The following is a 21,316-nucleotide window of genomic DNA, read 5'->3' as shown; positions in this document are numbered from 1 at the left end:
AGCCCCCAACTCAACCGGCATGCGGCTCCGCGCCATGGGCCGCGGCTATCCGGTCGATACGTGCGGCACGGTCGAAGTCTGCCGCAGTTGAGGTTCCCCCGAGGTGCGGAAGGTTGCCGGAGATGGCTTGATGGGCCATGAGAAACGAGCCTCTGTCATGGCTGCTCGGATGAAGTACCCGCCCGAGTTGCGGCAGCGAGCCGTTGCCGCGTACCGCGCCGCCGACTCGAAGCCGGTGATCCGTCAGATGGCCCGCGACCTCGGTGTTCACCACGAGACCCTGCGCAACTGGATTCGCCAGGACGCAGCTGACCACGGTGAGTGAGCTTCCCCCGGTAATGCGTCGACTGTGACCGCATGATCACCGGTGTCGCGGTCGTCGTCTCCGCGGGGCACTCGGCATCGGGTGGCCGGCCGGATGCGTACGCCCGCCCGACGGGCGACCCGGCGTGCGTCACGCGGCGAGCGTCGCCGAGCATGCTGCATACGGGGGGTTACCGTGTGCAGCAGAAGACCCCAACACCGAGCTGTGGGATGAGAGGTTTGCTTCTGTGGGGCCGGCCTCCCCGCCCAGGGCCCACAGATCCCGGGAGACGCGTCTCAGACGCGCGGGGAAACACACATGCCTCTCCCATGAGCAGCCACTCTTCGTGCCTCACGGCACGGAGTCCATCCCTGGTGCAGGTCCCAGATAGGCCCTGATCATTGGGGATGTGGACTCTCAGTGGACTCCGGGCACAAAAAGGCCCCCCAGCCGAACGCGACTGAGGGGCCAAAACCAGGCTCTCACCTGGCACTTATCACTGGTGGGCGCGGACGGTTTCGAACCGCCGACATCTGCTTTGTAAGAGCAGCGCTCTACCCCTGAGCTACGCACCCGTGGATGAAGGAACAGCCTACATGGCGCCCGGCCCCGGTTCGCACACCGATTCCCCCGCAGCCGCAGGTCCGCGCGGTGGGACCCCTCGGGCCGGCCGCTGGCGGCTCGAACGCCGGTCCGGATACGGGGGCTACCCCCACCCCAAGGCCGGTGGGCGGCCTCATCGTGGGTGACGGGCGGGCTGCATAACGTGAAGGTGGCCGGGGGAGCTGCCCCGGTGAGCACGTCACCGCACCGCGCACGCCTCTGGGGGACCGATCCACGTGGACAACACCGCCGGCACGCCACACGCCCACCCGCGCACCGCCAAGCCACGTCCCGTCGGCCCAGGCATCGCCCACCCGCGCACCGCCCGCCGACGCACCGCCCACCCGCGCACCGCCCTCCTCGCCTCCGCCGGGGTGCTCCTCGTCACCGTGGCGGTCAGCGGATGCGGAGGGAGTACGGACGTGGACGGGGCGCCCGTCGAGCACAAGTCGTTCGCGTTGCGGGGGAAGTCGCTGACCATCGACTCGTCGAACACCTCGCTGGAGCTCGTACCGGCCGATGTGAACCGGGTGGAGGTGGAGCGGCAGACGGACGGGTGGGTGGTGCTCGGGTCGGGGCCCGATCCGGTCTGGAAGATGGAGGACGGCACCCTCACGCTGGCCGTGAAGTGCACGGGCGTGGTCAACCACTGCTCCGCCCGTCATCGGGTGAAGGTGCCGCGTGGGGTGGCCGTCAAGGCGTCGGGGAGCAACGGCAAGGTGACCGCCTCCGGGTTCGACACCCGGTTGGAGCTGTCCTCCGACAACGGCGGTGTGGTGGTACGGAACGCCGGGGGCGAGCTGAAGTTGTCGAGCGACAACGGTTCGATCGACGCCAAGGGGATCTCGGGGCCGTCCGTGGTGGTCGGTTCGGACAACGGGGCGATCCGGCTCGGGTTCGACGTGGCGCCGGATCTGCTGGACGTGGACACGGACAACGGCGGCACCCGCATCGAACTGCCCGGCGGCGGGACCGAGTACGCCGTGGACGCGAAGGCGGACAACGGGCACGTCTCCGTCGACGTACCGCGGAGCGACGCCAGCCCGCACGTGGTGAAGATCCGCAGCGACAACGGGGAAGTCAGCGTCCGAACCGCGAACTGACCGCCCCGGGTATTCGTCATGACTGGTGGGAGAATGGACCGGGCATCGGCGGACGGTACGGGAGAGGCATGTGACGGCGACAGACGCGCAGCCGCAGGCGGCGACGAGAGCGGGCACGGGCCCTGTAGCCGCGCCCCGGTCTGCCGCGCCCCGGTCTGGCGTCCGCAGGTCCGCCCTCCGGGACGTCGTCGCCCTGATGCTGCTGCCGCTCCCGCTGCTCGCCGCAGCGCTGCCCGCCGCTTTCGCCGGGGGCGGTACGCGCCGCTGGTTCGGCGGGCGGGACGGGGGCAGCGCGCGGGCGGACGCCCAGGCGGCGAAGGACGCCGCCGCCGAGGCCTTCTACGAGCTGGACAGCGGGCAGCGGGATCTTGAGATCTCGATCGAGACCATCACGGCCGTCGACAGTTCCCCACGGGCCCGCCAGGCCGTCGAGGACTTCGCCGCGCTCGGTCGCCGTATCGACGAGGTCAGCCACACCTACATCACCGCGGTCGACGCGCACGACCTCGACCGGGACGACCTGGAACCCTCCGCGGCGGCCAGCGCCACCGCCGAGCTGACCCGGGCCAAGGATGAGCTCGTACGGGTCAAGGGCGAGCTCGACCGCTACGCGCAGGGGCTCGGCCCCCTCCTGGGCAGCGCCGAGACCCAGCTCGCCCGGCTGGCCCCCGCAGTGGAGCGGGCGCGGCAGGGGCTGATCGCGGCCACCGGCGCGCTGGACGGCGTACGCGCCTCCGGCATGAAGGCGGACGACCTCGCGGCCCGGCTCGCCGCGCTCGCCCCCGAGCTGACCAAGCTCAATCAGGGCGCCGGCCGTCACGGGGTCGCCGAGACGCTGCAACGCGCGGACCAGGTGCTCCGCGAGGCGGAGGCGATACGCACCGAGGCCGAGCGGCTGCCGGAGCGGGCCGCGGAGATCGATCGCCGACTGGTGTCGTTGCGCACCCGCGCGCAGGCCCTGACCACCCGGGCGGGCGGCGTCGAGCCGATCCTCAGCGAGTTGCGGCGGCGCTTCTCCGAGGAGTGCTGGCACGACCTCCAGCACGTACCGGAGCAGGCGACCCAGGACGTCGGCCGGGCGGAGGAGAAGCTCGCCGAGGCAGCCGAGGCCCGCAGGGACCAGCGCTGGGCCGACGCCACCGCCCGGCTCGGCACGGTCCGTGCGCTGCTCAACCACGCGGACGAGGCGGTGTCGGCGGCCGGGGAGCGGCTGCGCCTCCTGGACGCCGTGGCGAAGGATCCGAAGAACGAGATCCAGCGGACCCGGTTCGTCGTCCGCGACGCCCAGCGGCTCGCGATGGCCGGCCGTAACACGCCCGATCCACGTCACGCCGGCCCGCTCGACAACGCGGTGGCCAGGCTGGACCGCGCCATCGCCGCCCTGGACGTCCGCCACCCCGACTACTGGCACTTCCTGACCGAGGCGGAGGCCGTCCGGCAGACGGCGGCCCAGGTCGTCTCGGACATCCGCGGGGGCCTTGGCTCCGGCGCCTGAACGCCTCCCGGTCGCCTGCCAACCGGTCGCCTGCCAACCGGTCGCCTGCCGACCGGTCGCCGAACGGGCAGACGCAGGCGGCGCAGGCTCTCAACCGCGCGCCGGGTTGCCCAGCAAGCCGGGTCGCCGGGCCCTGCTGCGTGGGGTGGCGGCCGGGCAGGCTACTTTGCTGGGGTGAGTCTCCTTGATGATGTGGCTGAGCGCGACGGCTGGCGCTGCTGGGTGTGCGACGAACCGGTCGACCCCGACATGTCGGTGAACGATCTGCGCGGGCCCAGTGTGGACAGCCGGACCGCCGACCGGAAGGCGAAGGTCCCCGAGCGGCTCGCGCACCGCGGGTGCAACACCCGTAAGGGCGCGGTCAAGGTGGTCATCGCCTGGCCGGACCACCTGTACGTGGTCGAACCCGCGCCGCTGATCGCCGTTGCGGAGAGGCTGGAGCGCAAGGGAGGCCGTGAGCTGGTGGGCCGCTGCCCGAACAGGCAGGACGCCCAGGAGGCCGCGGACTGGCTGGTGGACCGGTTCTCCCGACTGGTGCCGGGTCTGCCGGTGACGGCCGACGTCCAGGAGGGCGGCGGCCAGTTCCTCGTCGCCCTGGCCACCGGCCGCCGCTGACCGGGAAGCTCCGCCGCATACGCGCACCGGACTGAACGCGCACCGGGCCGATCCCTCCCCCGGTCTTCCACGGGCACGTGGTGGCGGGCTGCGGCGGAGTGGATCGAGCGAACCCCGACCCGCCTCGCCGCGCCCAGCTCAGTCCCAGTACGTCACGACTTGTCCTGATCCGCCCCCGGGCTGATGCTGGAGTGGATCCGTGCGCCGGTGCGAGCCTCGGGGCCTCCGGGCCGTGGGAGGCCGCACGAAGCCGCCAGGCCGAGCGGGCATCGGCGCGTACCTCGGAGGAGGTCGCCATGACGTCGGAGTATTCCGAGAGGCACGTGAGGCCCGAGAGGCATGTGAAGCCCGAGAGGCCCGTGAAGCCCACGCCCCTGCACGCCCGTCTCAACGAGGAACTGCCCGTCGACCACCGTCTGAGTCAGGTCTACCGGGTCGGCGCCGGGCTGATGGGGCTCGTGCTCCTCGCCTTCGGCATCCTCGGTCTGATCGACAAGATCGGCATCTTCGACACCGGCGGTGACACGGTCGCCGGGCTCAACACCAACGGCGCGCTCAGCGTCCTCTCGATCTGTGTGGGGCTGCTGCTCTTCGGCGGCATGGTGGTGGGCGGCAACAAGGCGTCCACCCTGAACATGACGATCGGTGTCCTCTTCATCGCCAGCGGCTTCGTGAACCTGGCCCTGCTGGACACCGGGCTCAACTTCCTCGCGTTCGAGATGCCGAACGTGCTGTTCAGCTTCATCGTCGGACTGATGCTGATGTTCTTCGGCATGTACGGGCGGGTCAGCGGCGGGCTTCCGCACGACAACCCGTACTGGCGGGCCCGCCACCCCGACGAGGCCGCCCGCGAGGACCGCGCCCGCTCCGAACCGCCCCGGATGATGCCGGGCACCCACCCTCAGCCGCACGCGTGAGGGGCGGGTCCCGGTGACGGGTCCGTCGCCCTACTCTTGGTCCATGCCTCGTTACGAGTACCGCTGCCGCACCTGCGGAGACACTTTCGAGCTCAGCCGTCCGATGGCCGAGTCCTCCGATCCCGCCGCGTGCCCCTCCGGGCACGACGACACCGTCAAGCTGCTCTCCGCCGTCGCCGTGGGCGGTTCCTCCGGCTCGTCCGGCTCCGCGCCTGCCCCGGCGGGTGGCGGCGGGGGTGGCTGTTGCGGCGGGGGTTGCTGCGGCTGAGCTGCTGCGACCGAGCCAGGACACGGGTCCACCGCGGCCGTAGCTGCGGTGGACCCGTCAGTTCCGCCGGGGCCGCTTCGCCGGGATCACGCCCCGCCGGGGCTCACACCTTCCGCGACAGCGTCAGCCCGTCCGCGACCGTGAGCAGGACGCTGTCCATCCGGCGGTCGGCGAGCACGTGGTCGTTGAACTCCCGGATGGCCGCCGCCGCCCCGGTGGCGTCGGGGTCCACCACCCGGCCGTGGAAGAGGGTGTTGTCCGCGGCGACCATGCCGCCCGGGCGCAGCCGGGGCACCAGCTCCTCCCAGTACGCGATGTAGTTCTCCTTGTCCGCGTCCAGATAGGCGAAGTCGATGTGCGGCTCGTCGGGCAGGGCCCGCAGGGTGTCGAGCGCGGGGGCGATGCGCAGGTCGATGCGGTCCGCCACCCCGGCCTTCTCCCATGCGGCCCTGCCGTACGCCGTCCACTCCTCCGAGACGTCGCACGCGATCAGCCGGCCGCCCGGCTGCAGTGCCCGGGCCATCGACAGGGCACCGAACCCGGTGAAGGTACCGACCTCCACGGCGAGCCGGGCGTGGGTCAGCCCGACCAGAAAGGCGAGGAGCGGGCCCTGTTCCTCGGCCGACTGCATGCCCGCGCTCTCCGGCAGTTCGGCGTAGGTGGTCGCGACGAGCTCCTGCTGGACGGGGTCCAGTGGTGGGTTGTGCGCGAGCACGTACGCGTAGAGCTCGTCCGTCATGCGGGTTTCGTTGCCCTTGGTCATCGTGTGCAGCTCCTGGGGCCGAGGTCGCGGCATTCCGCCGGTCGGACCCCAGCTTGCCCGAACCGGCCGGCGGGTGCCGGGGTTCACCGGGCTCAGCCGCGCGCCGCCGCCAGGAACCTGCGCAGGATCTCCTCGCCGGCGAGGACGCCCTGCTCCTGGAGGGCGACGACGCCTCCGGTGCTCCAGCCGGTGTCGGCGAGTTCGCCGTGGCCGGGGCGCCAGGCGAGGTCGGTGCTGAGCAGCAGGTCGGCGTCGAGCAGGGAGTCGCCGGCGGAGAGGGTGAGGCCGACCCCGGCGCGGCGGGCGACCTCACGGACGGCCGCGCTCTTGGTGAGCGGCCCGGGTACGGCGTAGATCTTGCGGCCCTGGAGGGAGACGGTCCAGCCGCGCGGTCCGGCCCATGCGACGAGTTCTTCGATCCAGCCCTCCGGCAGCTTGGACCGTTCGACCACGAGGTAGGCGAAGAGGTCCTCGGCGACCCGGTCCTTCAGCAGCCAGGCGGGGTCGGACACGGCGGCGAGGTGGGCGCGGACCTCGGCGAGCGGGGCGCACTCACCGGCGATCCGGTCCAGCACTCCGGCGTGCCACTCGGGGTCGGATTCCCCGTCCACGAGGATGTGGCCGCCGTTGGCGACGACGGCGTAGGCGGGCGCCGGTCCGGGGAGGCTGATGCGGTGGTACTGCTCGCGGGTTCGGGTCGTGGTCGGTACGAAGACCGTGGTGCGGCCCAACTCCTCGAGGAGTCCTGCGGCGGTCTCGGTGAGGTACGAGAGCGGCTTGTTGTCGTACACCTCGACGCAGAGCAGCCGGGGGGCGTCGGCGTCCGGCATGGCGAGCTGGAGGGCGCCGGTCGAGTAGATGAGGGTGCGGTCGAGATCGCTGGCGACCAGCGCCGCGGGGGTCGTCCCCGTCACGGTCACTGTTCCGTCACCGCCTTGCCGTCGGCACCGGTCGCGCCCCGGGTGTACTTGGGGTGGATCAGGCCGACGCAGCTGTACGGGAGTCCGTCGACCTCCTCGACGGGCACCCCGCGCTGCTCCGCGAGGAGCCGTACGTGGTCGAGGTCGGCGCCGGCCCGGCGGTCGGCGAGGATCTTCCAGGGGACGCGGCGGAGCAGCACCCGGGTGGTCTCGCCGACGCCGGGCTTGACGAGGTTGACGTCGTGGATGCCGTACTCCTCGCTGATGCGCTCGACGGCCGCCCAGCCTTCCCAGGTGGGGGCGCGGTCGGCGGCGAGCAGGGCCTTCGCCTCCTCGGCCACCTCGTCGGCGACGTCGTCGAAGCGGGCGGCGACGGTCTCCAGGAAGTCGAGGGAGACGTCCGAACCGGCCAGCTCCCGGTAGAACTTGGCGCCGTGGAAGTCGTCCGGGCCGACCAGGTCGGCGCGGAGCACGGTGCGGGAGATCAGGCCGGAGACCGTGGAGTTGAGGCAGGCGGACGGGATGAGGAAGTCCTCGCGGGTGCCGTAGGTACGGACGCAGCCTCCGGGGTCGGCGAGAACCGCGATCTCGGGGTTGAATCCCTCGAACTCCTCCAGGGCGATGGCGAGTTCGCGGGTGATGGCACCCTTGCCGGTCCAGCCGTCGACGAAGACGACGTCGGCGGGGTCGTGGTGGGCGGCCAGCCAGCGCAGGGCGTTGGCGTCGATGCCCCGGCCGCGCACGATGGAGACGGCGTAGTGCGGCAGGTCGAGTCCGTGGCGGTGCTGGGCCCAGCGGCGCATCAGGACGCCGACGGGGGTTCCGGCCCGGGCGAGCGAGACCAGCACGGGGCGGGGGCCGCGTTCGGCGAGGACCGTCTCGGTGACGGTGCCGACCGCGCGGGCGATGCGGGCGGCGGAGGTTTCCAGGGCGGCCTGGAAGAGTGCCTGGTAGGCGGGGGTGGGCTGGTACTCCACGGGGAGCGATTCGGCGTAGTGCGCGCCACCGCTCTGTATCGCCTCCTCGCGTTCCTCCGTGGGGGCCTCCAGCTCGGTGTCCGAGAGGTCCTGGAGCAGCCAGCCGACGTCCTCGGCGGCGTACGAGGAGAATGCGGGGCCTCTGAGGGGCTCGGGCAGCATCGTGAATTCCTGCCGTTCGGGGGTGTACGAGGGGACGACCGCGAGGAGCACTCGGCCACTGTGGGCGGCGAGGCGGGCCAGCAGCCCTTCGGGGGAGTGGAGTTCGGGTGTGTCGGCGTGCGAGTCGATCACCGCGACGATGGCGTCGAAGCCGGCTCCGGCGACGTTGTAGGCGTACCGGTCGCCCGGGCCGTCCGCCGGGGTGTCGTGGGCCGGGAAGACCAGCCGGCTGCGTATCGCGTAGCCGGGGTCGTCGACGGCGAGGACGGGTGAGCGGGTGGTGGTGGAGTAGCGGACCTCGGCGTCGGTCAGCTGTTCCAGCGCGGTGCCGAGGCGCAGCGGGGCGTACATGAGCTCTTCGAAGCCGAGGACGAGAACGCGCCGGGGGCGGCGGGGGCCGGAGGTGGCGGTGCCGCTCGCGTCCGCGTCGGGCTCGTCGTTCAGGGCCGCCAGGATCCGGGCGGCCATGTCCGGGAGGGCGTGTTCCAGGGTGGTGCGGTGGGCGGGGGTGAAGCCGTGCCGGCCCCCGTCCGGCAGGCCCTCGGGCCAGCCCAGGTCGACCCGGACGATGCCGGCGGCCTTGTCGGCCCCCGTGTCACCCTCGGGCCCCGTGTCACCCTCGGGCCCCGTGCCGCCCTCGGGCCCCGTGCCGCCCTCGGGCCCCGTGCCGCCCTCGGGTCCCGTGCCGCCCTCGGGTCCCGTGCCGCCCTCGGGCCCCGTGCCGCCCTCGGGCTCGGCGGCCTCCGCCGCCTCCGCTGCTCGTGCCGCCGCTTGTGCCGCTTCCGCCTCTGCGGCGGCTGCGGCCTCTGCGGCTTCCTGTTCGGCGACGAGGGCCTGGCCCCGTTCCAGTACCCCTTCGGGCAGTACGACCGTGCCGGAGCCGCGGGCGATCAGGTCGACGCGGGCGCCGATCTCGGCGGCGAACTCCGCGAGCCGGCCCTGGTCCGCGGGTGAGCGCATGTCGGCGAGTGCCACGATGACGTACCGCTCACGGGGATAGAGGTCGTGCAGCGCCCGGATGGTGTTGAGGACGGTGTTGCCGGTGGAGAACTCGTCGTCGACGAGCACCAGCGTACCGGGGCCGGCGAGCAGCGCCGGATCCTCCGGGAGCAGCAGGTGGGAGGTGGCGTGCGAATGCGATTCCTCGAAGCCGCCGGCGCGGACCACACCGGGGACCGGGCGGCGGGTGGAGTGGAGGTAGGGCACCGAGCCGATGCCGTCGGCGACCGAGTGGCCGAGTCCGGTGGCGGTCTCGGCGTAGCCGAGGACGATCGCCCGTTCGCTCTCGGGTCCGAGCAGTTCGCGCACCCTGCGGCCGAGGTCGACCCCGGCGCCGTGGACGACGGACGGAAGCTGCGGTACGTGCTTGCCGAGAACGTGCGAGACCAGCAGATGGGCCCGCCGGGGGTTACGCCGGAGGGCGAGCCCCAGCATCTCCCTGATCTCAGAATCGCCGGTGAGAGCGACTCCCAGCCGCTCGGCCACCCAGCTGCCCGACCACACCACGTCCATGCTCTCTTCCTCGGTCGCCCGCCCGCTCATCGGTACGCGCTCACTTCTCCCCGGCCGCGGCCAGCAGGTCCACGAAGCCGATGTCCTCGCGTGCCACGCCGAAGACCTCGGCGCGCAGGAGAGTGCGTTCGGCCCACGCCCGGTGCGGTTTCACTTCATTCATCTTGTTCGTATACGCGGAGCGCAGCACTCCGCCGGCGTCGCGCTCGGGGCGCAGGATGTCCTGGGCGTCGGTGAATTCCTCGTGGCTGACGACGGAGAGCGCGTGCACGGGGTCCACGTGCGAGGGGTGGATGCAGGTCTTGCCGAGGAGCCCGTTGGCCCGGTCGAGTTCGATCTCCCGGAGCAGCCCGTCCAGATCGTGCTCGATGAGCGCGGTACGGAGTTTCTCCGCCCGGCCCTCCTGGAAGGGGCTGCGGCGCAGCTGCGGTTTGAACATGCGTTCCTGGTTGCGGAAGTACTCCCAGACGGGGCCGGTGATCGTGAATCCGGTGCCGTCCGCGCGTCCGAGGACGTTGACGACGTCGGAGATGACGGCGCTGACGATCTGGACGTCGTACGCGGTCATGTCGGAGGACCTTCGCAGCCCGTAGGCGGAGCAGAAGTCGGTGACACCGAGCCGTAGCGCGAGAATGTGCTCACGGTGAGTGCCGACGACCCGCGCGATTCCCCGGAGCGTTTCGGTACGGGTTTCCAGGTGGAGGAGTTCCGGCGATTCGAGCACCGGCATGGCGAAGAGCCGCTGCCCGGAGACCGATTGCGCGCGGGTCAGTGCCGCCAGGAAGAGTTCTCCGCGCTGTTCGGTGAATTTCGGCAGTACGAAGCCGGACAGCAGCCGGACGGAGGCGCCGAGGCGGTTCACCAGGTCGGTGATCTGCTCGGGCTCGCGCACCCGGATGAAGAGGAGCGGGATCGCCGCGTCCCGCTCGGCGAGGTCGCCGAAGTGCTTGACCAGGTTCTTCTCGGCGTCTTCCACTTCCGTGTCGGCGATCGAGTCCTCCAGGCAGAGGACCATGGAGATCACGCCGCGCGAGGCTTGTTTCACCACGTCGTCGGCGAGCCGGGGCCGGGTGGCCGGAGCGTAGAGAGTGGCGCCCAATGCGGCCGAGAGCACGCGGGCGGAAGCGCTCGCATCGAATTCGCATGGTTCCTGGAAGAACAGTCCCTGCCGGGCAGCAGGTGAGATGTGCCCGAAATGACGCATGATTTTCCCCCGTACCGCCTGATCGATCGAACAACGCATGGCCGGTAATAGTACGTATGGACGGGTGTCCGCAGTTCCCCGGATATGTGAACTTCGGGTAACTCGCCCGTGTCGGAGGGCTCCGGCACGGTAAGGTACGGCAGCTCAGCTCTACCGCCGGATACCGGTTTACGGCCCCCGCGTTGTCCGGCGGAGCCGCCAACAGGCAGGATGACGGGCATGACGCAAGGGATGCTGAAGGGTTCGAACGTCCCCCTCGATGCCACGGCCGTGAGGGCCGTGCTGCGCTGGACTCCCGGGGCGGGCGTTCCGGACGTGGACGCCTCGGCCCTGCTGCTGGGCTCCTCGGGGCGGGTGCGCTTCGACGAGGACTTCGTCTTCTACAACCAGCCCCGCCATCCCTCCGGCCATGTGCGGCGGCTGCCGAAGCGGAGCGTCACCGACGGGCTGACGGACACGGTAGAAGCGGATCTTGCGGCGCTCGACCCCTCGGTGGACCAGGTGGTGATCGCCGCCTCCTCGGACGGTGCGAGCTTCGGGAGCGTCCGCGACCTGCGGATATCGCTGTACGACGCGACGGCCGCGGACGGCGACCCGCTCGCCGTGTTCGAGATCCGGCCCGAGACCGGTGAGGAGACCGCCATCATCTGCGGCGAGCTCTACCGGCGCGGGGACGGCTGGAAGTTCCGTGCGGTCGGCCAGGGCTATCCGAGCGGGCTGATCGGGCTCGCTACGGCCTTCGGCGTTTCGGTGGACGACGGCGAGGAGTCCGACGAGCCGTCCGGCCGGTCCGCGCCCGACGGGGAGGGGGAGACCGCCCCGGAGCCCGCTTCCGACCTCACCGTCCCCCAGCCGCAGCCCGGGTACGGCTACCCGCAGCCGGCCGCCGCCCCGCCGGTGCGGGAGGGCGGGTACGGCTATCCCCAGCCCGCCACCGCCCCGGCGGCGTACGGCTATCCCCAGCCCGCCACCGCCGGGTACGGCTATCCGCAGCCCGCGACGAGCGCCCCCGCGTACGGCTACCCGCAACCCGCGGCCGCCGCCGCGCCCGCACCGGACCCGCACTTCGTGCTGCCTCCGCAGGGCCCGCAGTTCGTCCGGTCCTAGCCCGCGTTCCGGACGTCCCGCCGGCCCCGCCCTCCGGGCGGCCGGTGCTGCTTTCGCGGCGCGCCCCGGGCGGTCAGGCACGCGACTTGTAACCGCGGCCCCACTGCAGGCCGAAGCCGTAGAGCCGGTCGAGCTCGGACTGGAATCCGTAGACGAACTTCACCTCGCGGCGCACGATCAGCTCCTCCTTCACGTTCTCCACGGTGAACACGGCGCAGGAGCGGGCCTGCGGAGCGCGTTCGTCGAGCTCGATCTCGATCCGCGGGCCGTTGCCCGGGTAGAGCGTGACCATCGCGTGGGTACGGTCGAACGCCGGCGTCTGGTCGTAGATGTAGACGAAGAACAGCAGGCGTTTGATCTTGTCGCGGTGGTCCATGTTGACGTAGACCGTCTCCCCCGAGGGCGCGCCGAAACGGTCGTCCCCGCTGAGCCGGATGTACGGCGGGTCGTTCAGGTCCCCGATGAGATTGCCGAGGGGCTGCACCACGCCCTTGGTGCCGTCCATGAGCTCGTACATGCACCCGAGGTCGAGGTCGACGTTGACCATGCCCTGGGTGTGGGCCTGCACGACCTCCGGCTGGAAGAGCTTCAGCGGGTTCCGCAGCCGGGTGCCCTGGCGCGAGCGGCCCTCGATGTCCGAGGTCCGCATCCGCCAGGAGAGGTTGACCCGGAGGTTCCCGGTGAGCGCTCCCTGTTTGTTCAGCGACACCGTGGCGTTGCGTCGTGAGAGCTGAATCGAGTTCGTCGCCGCGCTGCCCGACTCGAACTGCGCCGTGCGTGCCGGCCACAGGCCGTCGAAGAAGCCCATCCCCCATCCCCACCTAACTGTCTGCGCGTCCTCGCGGGCCGGTGCTCCGGTCCGCCTTCGCGCGTCCCGCACGTCACTGCGGGGCGGCCGGCGGACCGGCCCGGGTACTCCGGAGCCGTGCCGCGCGGACCGCCCCGCAGAGAGCGTTCCCTCTTTCCTCGCCGGGTCACACACCCGGCGCAGGAGACTTCTGGCCAGAACGTCAGCGGACTCCGCCGTCGCCGGCGTCGACCAGTGTGCTGCCGCCCTCTTCCGTCTCGGCGAGCGCCTTGTTGCGCCGGACCGAGGACCAGAAGGACCAGGCGATCAGCACCACACCGACGAGGCCGGTGATGATCTCGTTGATCTCGTACCGGATGGTCACGAGGAGGATGACGGAGAGGGCGCCGATGGCGTAGTGGGCGCCGTGCTCCAGGTAGACGTAGTCGTCCAGGGTGCCCTGGCGGACCAGGTAGACCGTGAGCGAACGGACGTACATGGCGCCGATGCCGAGGCCGAGGGCCATCAGCACGATCTCGTTGGTGATGGCGAAGGCGCCGATGACACCGTCGAACGAGAAGGACGCGTCCAGGACCTCGAGGTAGAGGAACATGAAGAACGCGGCCTTGCCGGCCAGCACGACCGGGGCGGCGGACTTGCCGCTCTTCCGGGCCGCTTCCTCCGCCTCGTGCTCACGCTCCTCCTCCTCTTCGAGCTTGTTCTCGAAGAAGCCCGAGAGTCCGCCGACGACGAGGTAGGTGATCAGACCGGCGACGCCCGCGAGCAGCACCGTGGACGTCTTGTCCGCGTGCGCCCCGCCGTGCTGGTGGGCGTGGGTGGCGACGGTCAGGGACGCGACGAGCAGGACGATCAGCGCGACGCAGACCGACAGCATGTCGACCTTGCCGAGCTTGGCGAGCGGGCGCTCGATCCAGCGGAGCCACTGGATGTCCCGGTCCTCGAAGATGAAGTCGAGGAAGATCATGAGCAGGAACATGCCACCGAAGGACGCGATCGACGGGTGCGCGTCGGTGACGAGCTGCTTGTACCGGTCCGGGTCGTTGAACGAGAGGTCGATCGCCTCGATGGGACCGAGTTTGGCGCTGATCGCCACGATCACGACGGGGAAGACCAGTCGCATGCCGAAGACGGCGATGAGCACGCCGACCGTGAGGAAGATCTTCTGCCAGAAGGCACTCATCTTCTTCAGGATGCCGGCGTTGATCACCGCGTTGTCGAAGGACAGCGAGATCTCCAGGACCGCCAGGATCGCGACGACGCCGAAAGCCTGCCACCCCCCGTAGAACGCCGCCGCGACCAGGCCGAGCGCGGTGATCACGAATGACCAGCCGAAGGTTTTCAGAAGCACTGGCTACCCCATCGTGTATGTAACGGGTCTCCCCCGTAGTGCGGGACTCCCCCCGCGCGAGCGCGGCTTTACGAAACGTTGACCCCGAAGTCTAGAGCGATGCCGCGCAGACCTGACGCGTACCCCTGTCCCACAGCACGGAACTTCCATTCGCCGTTGTAGCGGTAGAGCTCGCCGAAGATCATCGCCGTCTCGGACGAGGCGTCTTCACTGAGGTCGTAGCGGGCGAGTTCCTGGCCGTCGGCCTGGTTCACGACCCGGATGAAGGCGTTGCTGACCTGGCCGAAAGCCTGCCCTCGATTGTCCGCTTCATGGATCGAGACGGGGAAGACGATCTTGTCGCAGTGCGGCGGCACCTGATCGAGGTGGACGATGACGGACTCGTCGTCACCATCACCCGCACCGGTGAGGTTGTCCCCGGTGTGTTCGACGGAGCCGTCGGGGCTGGTGAGGTTGTTGTAGAACACGAACCACTCGTCGCCGAGCACCCGGCCCGACTGGCAGAGCAGCGCGCTGGCGTCCAGGTCGAAATCGGCTCCGGTGGTGGATCGCGCGTCCCATCCGAGGCCGATGAGCACCTGGGTGAGGTTGGGTGCGGCCTTGGAGAGGGAGACATTGCCTCCCTTGGCGAGTGTGACGCCCATGATGTGTCCTCCCCGATTCGTTCTCGTGTGTGCGGATCTGCTTCTCGGCCCACGGCACAGTCGGTCCGTGCGGCAGAGCATGCCCCGTACGGGCGGTCCGCACCCGGACACGCCGGACCGGCCGTGCGGTGCGGGCGCCGCGCGTGCGGACGCGGTGCGGTGGGCAAAGCGCGCCCGGCGCCGCACGAGAGGTGCGGCGCCGGGCGCTCTGCTGCTGGTTCCCGCCCTCGGGCCGGGGCCCGCGGGTCAGACGTTGACGCCGAAGTCCTGCGCGATGCCCCGCAGGCCGGAGGCGTACCCCTGGCCGATGGCGCGGAACTTCCACTCGCCCGCGTTGCGGTAGAGCTCGCCGAAGACCATGGCGGTCTCGGTGGAGGCGTCCTCACTGAGGTCGTAGCGGGCCAGCTCGGAGTTGTCGGCCTGGTTGACCACGCGAATATACGCGTTGCGGACCTGGCCGAAGCTCTGCTGCCGACTCTCGGCCTCGTAGATCGAGACCGGGAAGACGATCTTGTCGACGTCGGCCGGAACGGCGGCGAGGTTGACCTTGATGACCTCGTCGTCGCCCTCGCCCTCACCGGTGAGGTTGTCACCGGTGTGCTCGACGGAGCCGTCCGGGCTCTTGAGGTTGTTGAAGAAGACGAAATTGCCGTCGCTGCCGACCTTGCCCTCGGCGTTCGCCAGCAGAGCGCTCGCGTCGAGGTCGAAGTCGCCGCCGGTGGTCGTCCGGGCGTCCCAGCCCAGGCCGACGATGACAGCGGTGAGGTTGGGCGCGGCCTTGGTCAGCGAGACGTTGCCGCCCTTGCTGAGACTGACTCCCACGAGTCCTCCCATAGGTAGTAGGGGCCGGCAGACACCAGCGTCCCCGTCGTGCGTGATACCGGATCAACGAATGGATCCTAGTGACCGGTTCCCGGCCAAAGCAGGCTTTTGGACGGGCGGGGCGGGAGTTCTCCACGAGCGGAAGACCCCCACCCCGGAGGGCCGGAGAGGGGCGGGAAGACGCCGCCGAGCCGTGCGGCGGCCCGGCGACGGGCCGCTCAGAGGGCTTCGAGCGCCGTGACGTACTCCTTCAGGTCCCGCGCGTCGGGCAGGCCGTTGACCACGCTCCAGCGCACCACGCCCTCCTTGTCGATGATGAAGGTGCCGCGCACCGCGCACCCCTTCTCCTCGTCGCAGACGCCGTACGCGCGCGAGACCTCGCCGTGCGGCCAGAAGTCGGAGAGCAGCGGGTACTCCAGGCCCTCCTGCTCGGCGAAGACCCGCAGGGTGTGGATGGAGTCGTTGGAGACGGCGAGGAGCTGGGTGTCGGCGTTCTCGAAGCGCGGCAGCTCGTCGCGGAGGGCGCAGAGTTCGCCGGTGCAGACGCCGGTGAAGGCGAACGGGTAGAAGAGCAGCACGACGTTCTTCTCGCCGCGGAACTCGGAGAGCGTGACCGTCCGGCCGTGGTTGTCCTTGAGCTCGAACGCGGGGGCCTGGGAGCCGACCTCGATCGCCATGGGGTGTCCCTTCGCTTGGCGTCACCGCCCCCGGGCCGGTCCGCCGGGAGCGTGGCTCAGCCTACGCAGCGGCCGCGGCGGGACGCGGGAAGGCCCCCGGCGGCGCGATGCCGTCGGGGGCCTTCCGGGTACTACGGGGGTGCTGCCTCAGTCAGCGCTTGGCCTTGGCCGTCTTGGGCGTGACCAGACGGGTCCCCGTCCAGTCCTTGCCCACGCTGATGCTCTTGGTCTGGGAGAGACCGGCGGTCTGGGCGGCGTCGCTGACGTCGCTGGGTTCGACGTATCCGTCACGGCCGGTCTTCGGCGTCATCAGCCAGACCGTACCGCCGTCCTCGATCAGGCCGATGGCATCCACCAGCGCGTCCGTAAGGTCGCCGTCCTCGTCGCGGAACCACAACACGACGGCGTCGGCGACGTCGTCGTACTCCTCGTCGACGAGTTCCCCACCGATGGTGGCTTCAATACCTTCGCGGAGCTCCAGCTCGACGTCGTCGTCGTAGCCGATCTCCTGGACCACCTGATTGGGTTCGAACCCCAGCCGTTCGGCCAGATTGGTCCGCTCCTCCGCGTGGTCCGCGGTCGCGCTCACGGGTTGCCTCCTGATCATGTTCGGAAAATGCTTGAGCCACGCGCGTACGCGCGGCGCTGGCCGTAGTCCACACGGGCTCGGCGAATCGCGCAAGTACCCGGCGCTCCAGACCGCCTAAACGGTGACGTTCCCTGCCACGTCGCCGCAACTTCCGGCCCGTCCGCGCCGGGGTGCCGGAAGCACCCGGCCCGTATACGTCCTTCCTCAGCTTATGCCGTTTCGCTCCGGCATTCGCCGCCGAACAGCGTTTGGGAACGCTTGGACGGGTTGGGCGTATGGTTGCGATTTGGTCCGGCGCCCCGTTCCGCCTTCTGGCTACTGCCCCGGGCGGGTGTCCGGTAACCCGTTGGTTACCCTGCGGTAGAGGTGACGTACGGCCTCCGGCGGTACACGATGGAAGGTGGCGAATCCTCGGACGCCGCAGACGTCCTTGGGCTTCGCGCCCCGGTGGACCAGCCCCGCAGCAGACTCCGTAGCAGCACCGACAGCGAAGGAACAGCGTGCCTTCCGGATCCGATCGCAACCCGATCATCATTGGCGGCCTTCCCAGCCAGGTCCCGGATTTCGATCCCGAGGAGACCCAGGAATGGCTGGACTCACTCGACGCCGCAGTGGACGAGCGCGGCCGTGAGCGGGCCCGTTATCTGATGCTCCGCCTCATCGAGCGGGCGCGCGAGAAGCGTGTCGCCGTGCCGGAGATGCGCAGTACCGATTACGTCAACACGATCGCCACGAAGGACGAGCCCTTCTTCCCCGGCGACGAGGAGATCGAGCGCAAGGTCCTCAACGCGACCCGCTGGAACGCGGCCGTGATGGTCTCGCGGGCGCAGCGTCCAGGGATCGGCGTCGGCGGCCACATCGCCACGTTCGCTTCCTCCGCCTCGCTCTACGACGTGGGCTTCAACCACTTCTTCCGGGGCAAGGACGAGGGCGACGGCGGCGACCAGATCTTCTTCCAGGGGCACGCCTCGCCGGGCATCTACGCCCGTGCGTTCCTGCTGGACCGGCTGAGCGAGGCGCAGCTCGACGCGTTCCGCCAGGAGAAGTCGAAGGCGCCGAACGGTCTGTCCAGCTACCCGCACCCGCGGCTCATGCCGGACTTCTGGGAGTTCCCCACCGTATCGATGGGCCTCGGCCCGCTCGGCGCGATCTACCAGGCGCGGATGAACCGCTACATGGAGGCGCGCGGCATCGCCGACACCTCCAAGTCGCACGTGTGGGCGTATCTGGGCGACGGCGAGATGGACGAGCCGGAGTCGCTCGGCCAGCTGTCCATCGCCGCCCGCGAGGGCCTGGACAACCTCACCTTCGTCGTCAACTGCAACCTTCAGCGGCTCGACGGCCCGGTGCGCGGCAACGGCAAGATCATCCAGGAGCTGGAGTCGCAGTTCCGGGGTGCCGGCTGGAACGTCATCAAGCTGGTCTGGGACCGTTCCTGGGACCCGCTGCTCGCGCAGGACCGCACGGGCATCCTGGTCAACAAGCTGAACACCACGCCGGACGGCCAGTTCCAGACGTACGCCACGGAGACCGGCGCGTACATCCGTGAGCACTTCTTCGGCGAGGACCAGCGGCTGCGGGACATGGTCAAGGACATGTCCGACGAGCAGATCCTGCACCTGGGGCGCGGCGGCCACGACCACAAGAAGGTCTACGCGGCGTACGCGGCGGCCAAGGCGCACAAGGGCCAGCCGACGGTGATCCTGGCGCAGACAGTCAAGGGCTGGACGCTCGGGCCGAACTTCGAGGGCCGCAACGCGACCCACCAGATGAAGAAGCTCACCACCGAGGACCTGAAGCGGTTCCGCGACCGGCTGCACATCCCGGTCACGGACAAGCAGCTGGACGAGGGGTACCCGCCCTACTACCACCCGGGCCGGGACTCCGAGGAGATCCAGTACATGCACGACCGGCGGCAGAGTCTGGGCGGTTACGTGCCGACCCGGGTGGTCCGCGCGAAGCCGCTGGCGCTGCCGGAGGAGAAGACCTACGCGGCCGCGAAGAAGGGTTCGGGGCAGCAGTCGATCGCCACCACGATGGCGTTCGTCCGCATCCTGAAGGACCTCATGCGGGACAAGGAGATCGGCAAGCGGTTCGTGCTGATCGCTCCGGACGAGTACCGCACCTTCGGCATGGACGCGTTCTTCCCGAGCGCGAAGATCTACAACCCGCTGGGGCAGCAGTACGAGGCGGTGGACCGCGAACTCCTGCTGGCCTACAAGGAGTCGCCGACCGGGCAGATGCTGCACGACGGCATCTCCGAGGCGGGGTGCACGGCGTCGCTGATCGCGGCGGGCTCTGCCTACGCCACGCACGGCGAGCCGCTGATCCCGGTCTACGTCTTCTACTCGATGTTCGGGTTCCAGCGCACCGGTGACCAGTTCTGGCAGATGGCCGACCAGCTCGCGCGCGGTTTCGTGCTGGGTGCGACCGCCGGCCGTACGACCCTGACCGGTGAGGGGCTCCAGCACGCGGACGGCCACTCGCAGTTGCTCGCCTCGACCAACCCGGCGTGCGTGGCCTACGACCCGGCGTACGGGTTCGAGATCGCGCACATCGTCAAGGACGGCCTGCGCCGGATGTACGGCGAGAAGAGTGAGGACGTCTTCTACTACCTCACCGTCTACAACGAGCCGATCCAGCACCCCGCCGAGCCCGCCGACGTGGACGTGGAGGGCATCCTCGCCGGTGTCCACCGCTTCCGGCGCGGCGAGCGCGGCGAGATCCCGGCGCAGATCATGGCGTCCGGCGTGGCGGTCCCGTGGGCGCTGGAGGCCCAGCGCATCCTCGCCGAGGAGTGGAACGTGCGGGCGGACGTCTGGTCGGCGACCAGCTGGAACGAGCTGCGCCGCGAGGCCGTGGACACCGAGCGCTACAACCTGCTCCACCCGGAGGAGGAGCAGCGCGTCCCGTACGTGACGCGGAAGCTCTCCGGGTCCGAGGGGCCGTTCGTGGCGGTGTCGGACTGGATGCGCGCGGTTCCGGACCAGATCGCGCGCTGGGTGCCGGGGGCGTACCAGTCGCTGGGCGCGGACGGCTTCGGTTTCGCGGACACCCGCGGTGCCGCCCGCCGGTTCTTCCACATCGACGCGCAGTCGATCGTGCTGGCGGTCCTCACGGAGCTGGCGAAGGAGGGGCGGATCGACCGTTCGGCGCTGAAGACGGCGGTCGACCGGTACGAGCTGCTGGACGTGGCGGCGGCCGAACCGGGCGCGGCGGGCGGCGACGCCTGACGCGGCGACCCCGCTCCATGAGCTCCACCTCGCCGGCCGGCCCCGGGTACGCCCGGGGCCGGCCGGCGGCGTTGTCGACAGGCCGCCCAGGCGAGTGCTGCTCAGGCGGTGGGTGGCGGTGTGCTGTGTACGTCGGTCGTGCGGGTCGGGTGTGCGGGGCGGGCGTACGGGTCAGGGGGTGGGTGTCAGCTCGCGGGCACCGGTCTCGGCGAGTCCCGTGCGTCCGGGCCCGACCCTCCCGTCACTCCCTGGTCCGTCCGGGCGGTGGGGCCGGCGGGGTCGCCGGGTTCATCACCCGGGAAGGCGCGGCGGAGGAACGACGCGATGTGGTCGTGGAGGGCTGCGGCGGCACCGGCCGCGTCGGCGGCCAGCGCGAGTCGCAGGATCTCCCGGTGCTCGGCCGCCTCGCGTTCCCAGGACGGGTCGGCCGCCCAGGCGACGGTCGAGACGAGCGCGGCCTGGTCGCGGACCTCGTCGAGCATCCGGCCCAGCAGGGGATTGCCGCAGGAGAGGTAGAGGGCCCGGTGGAAGTCCCGGTTGGCCAGCGATCTGTCGGCCTTGTCGGCTGCCGAGTCGGCCCGTTCCAGGGCCTCTTGGGCCGCCTCCAGGGACGCCCCGCCGGTGATCGTACGGCGCAGCGCCTCTGGTTCGAGGAGCAGGCGTACGTCGTAGACCTCGCGCGCCATCTCCGCGTCCACGAGCCGGACGGTGGCGCCCTTGTACTGGCTCATGACCACCAGACCGGTGCCGGCGAGCGTCTTCAGCGCCTCGCGCACCGGCGTCTTCGACACCCCGAACTGCGCGGCGAGTTCGGTCTCGACGAGTGCTTGTCCCGGTTGCAACTGGGCGGTCAGGATCGCGTGTTTGATCGCTTCCAGTACGAACTGCGTCCTGGACGGGATCGGGGTGGGCGCAAAAGTCATGAGGGGCTCTCGCATCTCGCATATCGCGTCTCATATATGACGTACGAAGTACGACGCGATGAAGCTAGATGTACCGCGAAGATGTCGTCAACGCATCGGACCGAACAACTTCGCAGAGCGACCGGGCACATGGGCGACGTACCGGGTGGCCCAGGGCCTGTATGGGGTTGTCGCGCGGAAGAAGGAGCGGGGCTGGGTGCGTGCGACCGCAAGGCGCCGGAGCGCCCTGGTAGCGGAGCTACCAGCGCGTTCCGGCAACGCCGCGAGCGCGCGTGCCCAGCCCCGCGACGCCGCGGGCCAACCCCGTACAGGCCCTAAGAAT

The 21,316-nt window shown here is 70.3% G+C and carries 19 protein-coding genes and 1 tRNA gene; 8 read left to right on the top strand and 12 right to left on the bottom strand.

The window, feature by feature from the left end; all coding sequences use genetic code 11:
* The first annotated feature begins 157 nt into the window (after window positions 1-157).
* Window positions 158-325 (top strand): transposase, encoded by a 168-nt coding sequence (locus ACFYPN_RS00545; protein ID WP_389296317.1) that lies wholly within the window; start codon window positions 158-160, stop codon window positions 323-325.
* 479 nt (window positions 326-804) lie between these two features.
* Here the strand turns inward: ACFYPN_RS00545 and ACFYPN_RS00540 are convergent.
* Window positions 805-879 (bottom strand) — tRNA-Val (locus tag ACFYPN_RS00540).
* 333 nt (window positions 880-1,212) lie between these two features.
* Between ACFYPN_RS00540 and ACFYPN_RS00535 the strand changes: the two genes are divergently transcribed.
* The 5 genes from ACFYPN_RS00535 to ACFYPN_RS00515 all read left to right on the top strand — a co-directional run bounded on the left by ACFYPN_RS00535 (window position 1,213) and on the right by ACFYPN_RS00515 (window position 5,305).
* A complete protein-coding gene (locus ACFYPN_RS00535; RefSeq protein WP_389296567.1) occupies window positions 1,213-2,010 on the top strand; it encodes a DUF4097 family beta strand repeat-containing protein in 798 nt (265 codons plus the stop codon).
* 70 nt (window positions 2,011-2,080) lie between these two features.
* Entirely contained in the window at window positions 2,081-3,505 is a 1,425-nt protein-coding gene (locus ACFYPN_RS00530) for a hypothetical protein (RefSeq protein WP_389296316.1), read from the top strand.
* Between the two features lie 174 nt (window positions 3,506-3,679).
* The gene (locus ACFYPN_RS00525; protein WP_358758605.1) at window positions 3,680-4,120 is read left to right on the top strand and encodes a hypothetical protein; all 441 of its coding nucleotides are present in this window, start codon (window positions 3,680-3,682) and stop codon (window positions 4,118-4,120) included.
* Window positions 4,121-4,416: 296 nt separating this feature from the next.
* The gene (locus ACFYPN_RS00520; protein ID WP_389296315.1) at window positions 4,417-5,037 is read left to right on the top strand and encodes a DUF4383 domain-containing protein; all 621 of its coding nucleotides are present in this window, start codon (window positions 4,417-4,419) and stop codon (window positions 5,035-5,037) included.
* A gap of 43 nt (window positions 5,038-5,080) precedes the next feature.
* Window positions 5,081-5,305, top strand: coding sequence for a zinc ribbon domain-containing protein (locus ACFYPN_RS00515; protein WP_358758601.1), 225 nt, complete (start codon window positions 5,081-5,083; stop codon window positions 5,303-5,305).
* 103 nt (window positions 5,306-5,408) lie between these two features.
* Here ACFYPN_RS00515 and ACFYPN_RS00510 read toward each other — a convergent pair whose 3' ends face one another.
* The 4 genes from ACFYPN_RS00510 to ACFYPN_RS00495 form a co-directional block, all read right to left on the bottom strand.
* Entirely contained in the window at window positions 5,409-6,068 is a 660-nt protein-coding gene (locus ACFYPN_RS00510) for an O-methyltransferase (protein WP_389296314.1), read from the bottom strand.
* Window positions 6,069-6,160: 92 nt separating this feature from the next.
* Window positions 6,161-6,982, bottom strand: a complete 822-nt coding sequence (locus ACFYPN_RS00505; RefSeq protein WP_389296313.1) for an HAD family hydrolase — start codon at window positions 6,980-6,982, stop codon at window positions 6,161-6,163.
* Between the two features lie 2 nt (window positions 6,983-6,984).
* On the bottom strand, window positions 6,985-9,639 hold the full coding sequence (locus tag ACFYPN_RS00500; protein WP_389296312.1) for a phosphoribosyltransferase: 2,655 nt from the start codon (window positions 9,637-9,639) through the stop codon (window positions 6,985-6,987).
* A gap of 40 nt (window positions 9,640-9,679) precedes the next feature.
* Window positions 9,680-10,843, bottom strand: a complete 1,164-nt coding sequence (locus tag ACFYPN_RS00495) for an HpcH/HpaI aldolase/citrate lyase family protein (protein WP_389296566.1) — start codon at window positions 10,841-10,843, stop codon at window positions 9,680-9,682.
* A gap of 210 nt (window positions 10,844-11,053) precedes the next feature.
* Between ACFYPN_RS00495 and ACFYPN_RS00490 the strand changes: the two genes are divergently transcribed.
* The gene (locus ACFYPN_RS00490; protein ID WP_389296311.1) at window positions 11,054-11,950 is read left to right on the top strand and encodes a TerD family protein; all 897 of its coding nucleotides are present in this window, start codon (window positions 11,054-11,056) and stop codon (window positions 11,948-11,950) included.
* Between the two features lie 73 nt (window positions 11,951-12,023).
* On the opposite strand, the gene ACFYPN_RS00485 is transcribed toward ACFYPN_RS00490, so the two are convergent.
* The 6 genes from ACFYPN_RS00485 to ACFYPN_RS00460 form a co-directional block, all read right to left on the bottom strand.
* Window positions 12,024-12,758: a Tellurium resistance gene (locus ACFYPN_RS00485; RefSeq protein WP_358758593.1), complete on the bottom strand. Its 735-nt coding sequence runs from the start codon at window positions 12,756-12,758 to the stop codon at window positions 12,024-12,026.
* Window positions 12,759-12,960: 202 nt separating this feature from the next.
* A complete protein-coding gene (locus ACFYPN_RS00480; RefSeq protein ID WP_358758591.1) occupies window positions 12,961-14,106 on the bottom strand; it encodes a DUF475 domain-containing protein in 1,146 nt (381 codons plus the stop codon).
* A 68-nt stretch (window positions 14,107-14,174) separates the two neighbouring features.
* Entirely contained in the window at window positions 14,175-14,750 is a 576-nt protein-coding gene (locus tag ACFYPN_RS00475; protein WP_266703840.1) for a TerD family protein, read from the bottom strand.
* 246 nt (window positions 14,751-14,996) lie between these two features.
* Window positions 14,997-15,572 carry a TerD family protein gene (locus ACFYPN_RS00470; protein ID WP_275494434.1) on the bottom strand — a complete coding sequence of 192 codons (576 nt, stop codon included), beginning with the start codon at window positions 15,570-15,572 and terminating at the stop codon, window positions 14,997-14,999.
* A 218-nt stretch (window positions 15,573-15,790) separates the two neighbouring features.
* Entirely contained in the window at window positions 15,791-16,249 is a 459-nt protein-coding gene (locus tag ACFYPN_RS00465) for a peroxiredoxin (protein WP_389296310.1), read from the bottom strand.
* Between the two features lie 151 nt (window positions 16,250-16,400).
* Window positions 16,401-16,838: a DUF3052 domain-containing protein gene (locus ACFYPN_RS00460; RefSeq protein WP_328721967.1), complete on the bottom strand. Its 438-nt coding sequence runs from the start codon at window positions 16,836-16,838 to the stop codon at window positions 16,401-16,403.
* A 500-nt stretch (window positions 16,839-17,338) separates the two neighbouring features.
* On the opposite strand from ACFYPN_RS00460, the gene aceE reads away from it, so the two are divergent.
* The gene (gene aceE, locus ACFYPN_RS00455) at window positions 17,339-20,071 is read left to right on the top strand and encodes a pyruvate dehydrogenase (acetyl-transferring), homodimeric type (protein ID WP_358758585.1); all 2,733 of its coding nucleotides are present in this window, start codon (window positions 17,339-17,341) and stop codon (window positions 20,069-20,071) included.
* A 185-nt stretch (window positions 20,072-20,256) separates the two neighbouring features.
* Here the strand turns inward: aceE and ACFYPN_RS00450 are convergent, their stop codons facing one another.
* A complete protein-coding gene (locus ACFYPN_RS00450) occupies window positions 20,257-20,994 on the bottom strand; it encodes a GntR family transcriptional regulator (RefSeq protein ID WP_389296309.1) in 738 nt (245 codons plus the stop codon).
* Window positions 20,995-21,316 lie beyond the last annotated feature (322 nt).

This window comes from Streptomyces sp. NPDC005576, from assembly GCF_042871745.1.
GTDB lineage: Bacteria > Actinomycetota > Actinomycetes > Streptomycetales > Streptomycetaceae > Streptomyces.
This window is presented reverse-complemented; position numbering and strand designations above follow the sequence as displayed.